Source organism: Amycolatopsis antarctica, from assembly GCF_002262875.1.
GTDB lineage: Bacteria > Actinomycetota > Actinomycetes > Mycobacteriales > Pseudonocardiaceae > Amycolatopsis > Amycolatopsis antarctica.
The window spans coordinates 120,099-129,908 of record NZ_NKYE01000011.1 but is presented as its reverse complement, the minus strand read 5'-3'; the positions used below and the strand labels follow the sequence as shown (position 1 = coordinate 129,908).

The following is a 9,810-nucleotide window of genomic DNA, read 5'->3' as shown; positions in this document are numbered from 1 at the left end:
AGGTTACGCTAACCTTCATTAAGTTAGGTGACACTAACAAGCGTGTGCGGCGGGACGTTCCTCGCGCGACATCGTTCTCGGTGGCATCGTTCTCAAGGGAGGAGTACGTCGTGGTGACACGGCTACAGAATCGGGTCCACATCGGCAGGCCGGCCCGTCGGCGGGGACTCGCCGCGGCCGCGGCCGCACTCATGCTGGTCAGCACGGCGTGCGGGTCCACGGAGGAACAGGCGGAGGCGGGCGGGCAGACCCGCCAGTTCGAGACCCCCAGCGGAACGGTGGAGATCCCGGCAGCACCGCAGTCGGTGGTCGCCCTGGACCAGTACTCGCTGTTCGGGCTGCTCGACGTCGGCTACACACCGAAGGCCGCCGCGGGTGGCCTCGCCGAGAACTTCGCGATCATGCCGGAGTACGCGGCCCAGTACGAGCAGATGCCGAAGGTCGGCGACCCGCTGGACATCGACATCGAGCAGGTCGGCGCGCAGGCCCCGGATCTGGTGCTGGGCAACAAGTTTCTGTCGCTGGACAAGCACAAGCCGGAGGACTACCAGAAGGTCGCGCCCACCGCGATCCTCGGTGGCGGGCCAGGGGACCCGGCCGTGGCCTGGCCGGTCTGGGTGATCCAGGCCGCCGACGCGGTAGGCAAGCGCCCCGAGGCGGAGGCGCTGAAGAAGCAGTACGAGGACCGCGCCGCGGCCATCAAGACGCAGTACGCCGACAAGCTGGGCAAGCTCAAGTTCGCGCTCATCAACGGCGGTGGCGGCAAGTGGTTCCTCAACCTCGACGAGTCCTGGGGCGGCACGATCCTCAAGGACCTCGGTGTGCAGTTCGCGCGAGCCGGAATCACCGACCCGAAGAACAACACCCCGGAGTTCTCCATCGAGAACCTGGACAAACTCGACGAAGCCGACGTTATCCTGTACCAGGCGGATTACGAGGGCACAGCGGGCGCGGACACCCAGGCGATCATCGACCAGCCCGCGTACCAGAACCTGCGCGCGGTCAAGGCGGGCAAGTCGCTGCCCACCGGCAACTTCTACGCCCTGCACTACAAGGCGGCGATGAAGTTCCAGGACGAGATCGAGCAGATCCTCAAGACCTCCTGACCCCGTCCGCTCGCCGGCTCCGCGCGTCGTCGCGGGGCCGGCGACCGTGCTCCGGTGGACAGGAGGCCCCGGAGCGCTCGCCCTGCCGGGCTACGCTCGGCGCGAAGGGCACCCGAGAAACCTGGAGGACTCCGACGTGGACGGCGAGACCCATCGCCTGGAGGGACACAACCTCACCCTGGCCTACGAACGCCGGGTCGTGGCGACCGATCTCGGTGTGCGGGTGCCGGACGGGTCGTTCACCGTCATCGTCGGTCCGAACGCCTGTGGGAAGTCGACGCTGCTCAAGGCGCTGGCCCGGATGCTGCGCCCCGAGCAGGGCACCGTCCACCTCGACGGCAAGGCCATCTCCTCGTACAAGTCGAAGGAGGTGGCACGCAGGCTCGGCCTGCTGCCGCAGACCTCCACCGCGCCCGGTGGCATCACCGTCGAGGATCTGGTCGCCCGCGGCCGGTATCCGTACCAGGGCCTGCTGCGGCAGTGGTCCGAACAGGACGAGGACGCCGTCCGGGAGGCCATGCGGCTCACCGGGGTGGCCGAACTCGCCGACCGGCTGGTGGACGAGCTCTCCGGCGGGCAGCGTCAGCGGGTCTGGCTGGCGATGGTGCTGGCCCAGCAGACCTCCATCCTGCTGCTGGACGAGCCGACCACCTTCCTCGACGTGGCGCACCAGGTCGAGGTGCTGGACCTGTGCGCGGACCTGCACGAGGAGAAATCGCACACGCTGGTGGCGGTGCTGCACGACCTCAACCAGGCCTGCCGCTACGCCACGCACCTGATCGCGATGCGCCCGGGCGGGGTGGTCGCCGCCGCGGGCGATCCCGCCGAGATCGTGACGGCCGAACTGGTCGAGGACGTGTTCGGCCTGCCCTGCCGGGTGATCGACGATCCGGAGACCGGCACCCCGCTGATCGTGGCGAGGGCGAGGGACCGGGCACGGGCGAAGCGGACCAGGGTGCCCGCCGGCCTCTCCGGTGACGCCTGAACCGGAACTCAGCCGGGCGCGGGCCCGGTGGATCGCCGGACGACCAGCTCCGTCCCCAGCACCACCGGTGTCCCGGTGGGCCGCCCGGCGAGCAGGTCCAGTGACATCCGCCCGGCTGCCCGTCCCTTTCCGGTGAGGTCCTGGCGCACGGTGGACAGCGCCGGCTCGGTCCAGTTCGCCTCCGCCGTGTCGTCGAAGCCGATCACCGACAGCTCGCCCGGTACGGCGAGGCCGAGCTGACGGGCCGCTGACAGGGTCGCGATCGCCAGCTCGTCGGACATGCACAGCACCGCCGTGGGCCGAGGATCGGCGCCGAGCACCTCCAGCGCGCTGAGCTGGGCCTCCGATCGGGACAGACCCGAGGTCTCCCAGATCGGCACCGAGTGCGGGTCGACCCCCGCGGCGGCGAGGGTGTCCAGGTAACCGCACATCCGCTCGCGGTTGTCCCGGAACCGGCTGAGCCGGGCGGCCTCGACCGAGAGCGGACCGCCGCGCGGGGTGGACAGGCACTGCGCGGAGAGGATGCCGAAGCGGCGGTGCCCGAGGCCGAGCAGGTGCGCCGCCGCCGCGGCCGCGCCCCCGCGATCGTCGATACCCACCACGGACGCGCCGGCCACCATCGGCTGATCGATCACGACGAGCGGGAGCCCCCGCTGCCGGACCGCGTCCAGCGCCGGGGCACCGTCGGCGAGCGAGTACGCCACGGCCAGGTCGGCCTGTGCCGCGAGCACCTGTTCCGCTCGTGGCCCGCCGTCGTGCCCGCCGGGAATGAGCAGCAGCGCGTATCCCTCGCGGTCCACCTCGGTGGCCAGCGCGTCCAGGGTGATCGACAGGGCCGGGTCGGAGAACGCCGCACGCAGCGGCGTGTCCAGCATGAAGGCGATCGCTCCCGAGCGGCTCGTGGCCAGGCTGCGGGCAACCGGGTTCGGGCCCGGATAGCCGAGCTCGGCCGCCACCCGCAGCACGTCCTCCCGCAACCCGGCGGAGAGCTGATCCGGCCGGTTGAAGGCGTTGGACACCGTGGCCCGGGAGACGCCGACCGCCTCGGCCACGCTGTCCAGCGTGGGCTTGCGTTTCCGGGGGGCGTGCACGCCCCGCAGCTTACGGCGAAGCCGGCGCCGGGGTGATGAGCTCGCTCGCCGCGTCCAGCTCGGTGTTGATGATCGCCTCGACCAGTACCTCGCCGGCCGGTGTCAGCGTGATCCTGCCTGCCGCCTCGTCCAGCGTGACCAGGCCCCGTTCGGCCAGGGACGCGAACTGCGCCCGCCACGGCCCGGCGAACAGCGAGCAGCCGGGGAACCGCCGTCCGTGCACCGTGTCGTCGAGCGGCCGCAGGGTGGACAGCGCCATCTTCACCGCGCGGGCCTCCTGCGCGGCGGTGGAGAACCCGGTCGCCGAGCCGAGCGGGATACGCCCGGCGTCCACCGCCTCGGCGTAGCGCTTCCAGTGCACGTCGGTGATCGCCTCGGACCGGCGGCAGCTCGAACTGCCGCCGAGACCGATCGCCACCTCCGCCTCCTGCCGCTCCTGGTCGACCATGATCGACTTCCACTCCTCGGGGCCGTGGCCGTCCCTGGCGAAGTACATGGTCGGATGCTCGGTGTACCCGCCCGCGCGCAGACCCTCGGTGAGCACCTCGCGCATCTGGTACTGCTCACCCAGCGGCGGCCAGCGGTGCCCGTCCCGGACGAGCTTGTCCCGGTGGTCCGGGAGCTGCCAGGCGGCGGGCTGCACCCCCGCGACGCCGGTGCGGGTGTCGGTGTACGACTTGAGGTGCAGCTTGGTGCAGACCACCGCGGTCGGCTGGTTTTCCAGCACGATGTCGAGATCCCGCCGGACGCTGTCCACGGTCTGGTCCAGCAGCCCGTACATCAGGTCGATGCTGACCCACTCGAAGCCCATCCGGTGGGCGTTGCGGATGAAGTCCACGCACATGTCCGCGGAGTGCTCCCTGCCGGACTGCGCCAGCACCGGGTCGTCGAAGGACTGGACACCACTGGACAGCTTGGTACAGCCCAGTTCCGCCAGCAGCTCCAGCTTCTGCGGGGTGAACGTGCTCGGATCACCCTCGAAGCGGATGGCCGTGTCCGGGCCGAAGGCGAAGTTCTCCCGATAGAAGCCGAGCAGCCTGCGGATCGCCTCCGGTGGCAGCAGCGACGGCGTTCCGCCGAAGACGTTGAACTCGCCGATCGGCGCGGTGGCCAGTGAGGGCACCCGCTCCAGCCACAGCCGGGCCTCGCGGATGTTCCAGTCGACCCACTGCGCGGCCTTGGCGTCGGCGACCTCGGGGCTGCCCTTGACCAGGACGACCGGGTACTGGCAGAACCGGCACCGGTAGGCGCAGGTGGGGATGTAGGACCAGAGGTGGATGGGGGCGGTGGTGGAGAGCTGCTCGTCGAGGTCGGTGAGGAAGGACTCGGGGGAGTAGTCCGGTTCGTTGCCCGGGAAAACGTGGGCACCGAACGGATCCTCGACGACGTACTCGAGAAGATGCCGGTTGCCGGGTGCGGCCAGCGCCCCGGCCACCGCGGGCACCGGGGCGCCCGGATCGTTCTCGCGCAGCGAGGCGAGCGCCTGCTCGTAGGTCATGCCCATCAGAAGACACCTCCGTTGCCGAAGTAGTTGTGCGCGTCCCCGGACTCGCGGTCCTCGCAGTAGTACTTGACGAACTCGGGGAACCGGTCCGGCGGTACGTCGCGCAGACAGGGCGGCAGTGGCGGCGGATGACCGATGTCCTCGCCGACGGTGGCCCGCAGCCGGGCGAAGATCTCCTCGGCGAACTCGAAGTACAGGCGGTAACACGGGGTCTTGTAGGAGTGGATCGGGGTGAAGTCGACGACGCGCATCTCCTCGGTGATCTCGGCGATCCTGCGTCCGAGCCGCTCCGCGAGCCCGGCGCCGAAGAACTCGACGACCGCGTCGTCGTCCAGCAGGGAGGGCGTGAGCAGCACCGGCAGGATGGTGTTCTTCGGCGTGAAGTCCTTGACGGAGAACTCCCAGGCCTGCAGCGCCTCCTCGGCGGTCAGGTCCGACTCGCGGCCCGGACCGGGGGCGTCCACCCGGATGTCGCGCATGACGATGATGCCGTCCGAGCCGTACGCGCGCCCGGTGATCACCTCGTCGATGGCGTGGTCGACCCGCCGCGGATTGATCTCCACCCGGGAACCGGGCGCGTACACGATGTCCTCGCCGGAGCCGCGGACCTTGATGCCGAAATCCCAGTCGTCGGAGAGGTGGTTGACGAACCGGCCGCCCTGCAACTGGTAGAAGATCTCGATACCGCCGACGCGGTCGTAGACGTCCCGGTCGACGGCGAAACCCTTGCCGTCGGGGAAACCGCCGAACAGCGCGAAGGTGACCGCGCGGCACCGCAGCGTCTTCGAGATCGCGTCCCACAACCGCGGTCTGCCGGTGAAGTGCTCGGCCGAGTAGTAGTAGTCGCAGACCCCGATGGCCGCCTTACCGGACTCCATCGCGGTGAACAGCTCGCACAGCCAGTCCGGGTCGACCCGGCAGTCGGCGTCCGCCGAGACCAGCAGGAACCGCTCGTCGGCCCCGGGGCCACGGCCCCGGCTGCGCGCGCTGGCGAAGTCCATCCCGGTCCGGCGTGCGCAGGCGACACCCTGCTCGGGCTCGGCGACCACGTGGACCGGGAGGTCCGGGTGGTCCTCGGCGAACCGCCGCGCGATCGCGACGGTGTCATCGGTGGAGTTGTTGTCCACCAACACGATCTCGTACAGCGACCGGTCGAGCGGTCCCGCCGCGCCGCGCTGGTGGTAGAGCGAGTCGAGCACCGCGGGCAGGTTCGCCGCCTCGTCGAACACCGGCAGCACGACGCTCATCCGCGTCCGTTCGCCCATCGGCACCAGGAACAGCCGGTCCAGCAGCCGTTCGGCGCTGTCCCGCCCGAAGTGCCGCCGGCCAAGCTCGTGGTTGAAGTCCGCCATCGCCGCCCGTTCCGTGTCGTTCTCCAGCAGTTCCGCCACTTCGTCCACAAAGGACACTGTGGGCAGGTCGGAGACGCCGACGTCGAGGACGGGCGCCCGGAAACCCTTGTTCCCGTAGACCGTGTCGTAGAGTTCGTACCGGGTGCTCACGTAGGGCACGCCGGAGGCGATCGCCTCACCGACAGGGTTGCCGTAGCTCTCGTAGTCGTACGAGGTGAGGAAGGTGACCAGCGTGGTGTGCGCCAGCAGGTCACGGACGGAGAAGCGGCCCGGGGCCCCGGCGAGATCCGCCTCGTGCGGCGCGAGCCTGCCGCCGAACACCACCCGCCCGGCCACGCCGAGCCGGGCGGCGAGCGCGGTCAGCCGCTCGTACTCCGCAGGGCACTCGGCCGGTTCCCCGGCCACGAAAAGGTAGGCACCGGTACGGCCGGCGAGCCCCGCGAGCAGGTGCAGGTCACGGTCGATCCGCTTCTGCGGGACGATCCTGGTGATCCTGGACAGCAGCGGCACGTCCTCGGGAATGCCGTGTACGCGGCGGAACCCGGCGTTGTGCTCGGTCACGGCGGCACGCCGGTGGGCGAAGGTGTTCGGCAGCACGTCGATGTTGCGCAGGTGCGGCGCCCACTCCAGGGTCCGGCGCCGGGCGGTCTCGTGCAGCGCCAGGTAGTGGATGAAGGGCGAGTCGACCGGCTGGGGCGTGTTCTGGTACGGGAATTCGCCGTATTTTCCGCTGCTCGGTTCGCTTTGCCACATAAGGTCATGGTCCCGCCACAGTACGAAACGGCCCAGCCGGTGACGGTTCCCGTATTCTGCTATAGCTGCGTGCAGTGCGGCAGTGTATACGATGTTCTCCGGTAGCGTCCCGTTCTCGACGATCACTGTGGAAATGCATAGTTCTTCCCACTTATCGAGAATGAGATCGCGAATGCGGTCGGTGGTCACTCTCATGGAGGGGCGCAGTCGCTCACCGTGGCCCGCACCGACCACCTCCCGGAGAACGTTCGCGACGAACTCCGGAGTGTAATCGTCGATCGTTGATATAGCGTCGATACGTGCCAGTTCGACCCATTCCGGCAGAAGCTCGTTCTCGTCGCGGTAGGGTCGAAAGAAGGCATTCTTGTCCGATTTTATGTCGTATCCGAGATCGAGATACACGTCGTATCCGCGGTCTCGGAAGACTCGTGCGGTCTTCACGAACTCGACGATTACCCCGGAGATCGGCGTCGCGTCGAACGAAATTCCCCAAAGAGCGGTCAATTCCGTCGCACGCTCCCTCGGTGTTGGCATCCGGCGATAACGGTAGGTTATCGCCGCTGTCGTCGGGGGGCTAATGTTACGTCCCATTAGTATCCGCGCAAGAAGGAGTTCGGGTGATCTCAGCGCGTGCCGCCGTGACGGTCGCCTTCGTGGTGAACGGTGCCCTCTACGGATCCTGGGCGGCACGGGTACCCGCACTGGCGGACCAGGTGGGTGCGGGGACAGCGGGGCTCGGTCTCGTGCTGCTCGGGCCGAGCGTCGCCATGATCGTCACCGCCTCCCCTTCGGCGCGAGCGTGTGCTCGGTGGGGCCCCCGTCCCGTGCTCAGCGGGTGCCTGGCGAGCGCCTGCCTGCTGCTGCCGGTGCTGGGCCTGGCGAGCTCGGTGGGCACGCTGGGGCTGGCACTGGCAGCGCTGGGCGGGCTGATGGGCGCGGTGGACGTCGCGATGAACGTCGCCGCCGTGACCGTGGTGCACGCGCTGGGCCGGCCGCTGATGCCGGTCTTCCACGCCGGCTTCAGTTTCGGCGGGCTCGCCGGTTCGCTGGGCGCCGCGGGCGCCGCCGCGGCGTCGGTTCCGCCGGCGGCCCAGTTCTGTGCCGCCGGAGTGGGTGGGCTGGTGGCCGTGGTTGTGACCGCGCGAGCCATCCCCGCCGCGCGGGACGGGACGGGACAGCCGCGGAACGAGGGCTTCCGGAGGGTGATGGGCAACGGCCGGGTGTGGATCCTGGCGGGGATCGCGCTCTGCGCGGCGGTCGCCGAGGGAGCGTGCGCGGAATGGTCCGCACTGTTCCTGGTGCGCGAACGAGAACTTGACGATGCCACGGCCGCGGCCGCCTACTCGACGTTCACGGTGGCCATCGCCGTCACCCGGCTGACCGGTGAACGCGCGCAGCGCCGCTTCGGGCCGTACCGGCTGCTGGGGATGAGCGGCACCCTCGCCGCCTGCGGCCTGCTGTTCGCGGCGGTGGTTCCCGCGGGAGCCGCCGCGTTCGCCGGATTCGCCGTCGCCGGGATCGGGCTCGCGTTCTGCTTCCCGCTCGCGATGGACCTCGCCGGTGCCGCGGGCAGGGACGGCAACGGTACCGGCGGTGAGCGGGAACTCGGGTTCGTCACCACCGTGGCCTACGCGGGACTGCTCGGGGGACCGCCGCTGATCGGAGGCGTCGGGGCCCTGTCCGGTCTGGCCGTGGCTATGGGCGTGGTCGCGGCCGTGGCGCTGCTGATCGTTCCTGGCGCGGCGGCGGCGCGATCGGCCGGGGCACGGGCCGCCCGCGGCGCGCGGTAGGTTCGCGGGCACGCCGCCGGGATCGTCCCCGGCGGGCGACCGCCGTCTGTGCCGGCTCGCCCGGCTTGGGGGACTGCCATGGACACCGGGATGGACACCGGAATGGATGACGACCGCCGCGCGGCATTCGGTGCGCACCTGGTCTCGACGCTCACCGGCGGCGCGCTGAGCATGCTGGTCAGCGTCGGCTACCGGACCGGGCTCTTCGAGGCCGCCGCCACCGGCCCGGCGACCAGCGCCGAACTCGCGGACCGTGCGGGCCTGCAGGAGCGGTACGTGCGGGAGTGGCTCGGCGCCATGGTCACCGGCGGCTTCCTCGAGTACGAGACCGCGAGCGCCCGCTACACGCTGCCGCCCGAGCACGCCTGTTTCCTCACCGGCACCGGGGCGGCGAACGCGGCACCGATGGCCTCCATGCTGCGGGCGTTCGCCGGGGCGCTGCCGGAGCTCGAACGGTCGTTCAGCACCGGCGGCGGGGTGCCGCACGCCGGCTTCGCGCCGCACTTCGACGCGGTGGGAGCGACCGCGGGGGACAACTGGCGGCGCATCTACGACGAACAGCTCGTGGACGGGTTCCTCGCCGCCGTGCCGGGCCTGGTCGACCGGCTCGGCGAGGGGGTGCGGGTACTGGACCTCGGTTGCGGCACCGGGCACGCGGTGACGGTCGCGGCGCGGGCGTTCCCGGCGTCGGAGTTCACCGGCCTCGACATCGACGAGCGCGGGATCGCCACCGCCGAGGCCGAACGCGCCGGTCTCGGCCTGGACAACGCGTCGTTCGTGGTGGCCGACGCCGCCGCGCTCGCGCCCACGCCGCCGTTCGACGTGATCCTGGCCTTCGACGCGGTGCACGACCAGCACTCGCCCGCGGAGGTGCTGCGGCGCGTCCGCGCCGCGCTGGCGCCCGGCGGCGTCTTCGTGATGGTGGACGCCAAGTTCTCCAGCCACCTGGAGAACAACATCGGCAACCCGTTCGCCGCCCTGTGCTACGCCATCAGCCTGATGTACTGCACCACCACCTCACTGGCCGAGGGTGGAGCCGCGCTCGGCGCCATGTGGGGTACCGAGACGGCCTGCCGGATGCTCGGCGAGGCCGGGTTCGACGAGGTCGAGGTGGTCGACTCGCCGCGTCCGCAGAACTGCCTGTTCATCTGCCGAACCTGAAGCGTCGTCGACGGAGTGTGACGATCAGTCATGGCGTGACGCCGACGCTTCCCCCGTCACGGTGACGC

At 70.3% G+C, this 9,810-nt stretch carries 7 protein-coding genes; 4 read left to right on the top strand and 3 right to left on the bottom strand.

Annotated features, from left to right (window positions below; translation table 11 throughout):
• Positions 1-110: 110 nt before the first annotated feature.
• The gene (locus CFN78_RS18475; RefSeq protein WP_094864093.1) at positions 111-1,106 is read left to right on the top strand and encodes an ABC transporter substrate-binding protein; all 996 of its coding nucleotides are present in this window, start codon (positions 111-113) and stop codon (positions 1,104-1,106) included.
• A gap of 136 nt (positions 1,107-1,242) precedes the next feature.
• A complete protein-coding gene (locus CFN78_RS18470) occupies positions 1,243-2,091 on the top strand; it encodes an ABC transporter ATP-binding protein (protein ID WP_240519530.1) in 849 nt (282 codons plus the stop codon).
• An 8-nt stretch (positions 2,092-2,099) separates the two neighbouring features.
• On the opposite strand, the gene CFN78_RS18465 is transcribed toward CFN78_RS18470, so the two are convergent.
• Genes CFN78_RS18465 through CFN78_RS18455 form a run of 3 tightly spaced genes read right to left on the bottom strand, consistent with a single transcriptional unit; the run spans position 2,100 to position 6,791 of the window.
• On the bottom strand, positions 2,100-3,152 hold the full coding sequence (locus CFN78_RS18465) for a LacI family DNA-binding transcriptional regulator (protein WP_205660565.1): 1,053 nt from the start codon (positions 3,150-3,152) through the stop codon (positions 2,100-2,102).
• 40 nt (positions 3,153-3,192) lie between these two features.
• Positions 3,193-4,686 carry a radical SAM protein gene (locus CFN78_RS18460; RefSeq protein WP_094864091.1) on the bottom strand — a complete coding sequence of 498 codons (1,494 nt, stop codon included), beginning with the start codon at positions 4,684-4,686 and terminating at the stop codon, positions 3,193-3,195.
• Complete coding sequence (locus tag CFN78_RS18455) at positions 4,686-6,791, bottom strand: glycosyltransferase (RefSeq protein ID WP_240519529.1); 2,106 nt, start codon at positions 6,789-6,791, stop codon at positions 4,686-4,688. Before CFN78_RS18455 ends, CFN78_RS18460 begins: the two co-directional genes overlap by 1 nt.
• Before the next feature lie 617 nt (positions 6,792-7,408).
• Between CFN78_RS18455 and CFN78_RS18450 the strand changes: the two genes are divergently transcribed.
• Positions 7,409-8,581, top strand: a complete 1,173-nt coding sequence (locus CFN78_RS18450; RefSeq protein ID WP_094864089.1) for an MFS transporter — start codon at positions 7,409-7,411, stop codon at positions 8,579-8,581.
• Positions 8,582-8,659: 78 nt separating this feature from the next.
• On the top strand, positions 8,660-9,742 hold the full coding sequence (locus tag CFN78_RS18445) for a class I SAM-dependent methyltransferase (protein WP_240519528.1): 1,083 nt from the start codon (positions 8,660-8,662) through the stop codon (positions 9,740-9,742).
• Positions 9,743-9,810: the final 68 nt, after the last annotated feature.

Excerpts from the sequence above, each read along its gene's own strand:
- CFN78_RS18460 (WP_094864091.1), bottom strand. The coding sequence starts at position 4,686 with ATGGGCATGACCTACGAGCAGGCGCTCGCCTCGCTGCGCGAGAACGAT.
- CFN78_RS18455 (WP_240519529.1), bottom strand. The coding sequence starts at position 6,791 with ATGTGGCAAAGCGAACCGAGCAGCGGAAAATACGGCGAATTCCCGTAC.
- CFN78_RS18445 (WP_240519528.1), top strand. The coding sequence starts at position 8,660 with ATGGACACCGGGATGGACACCGGAATGGATGACGACCGCCGCGCGGCA.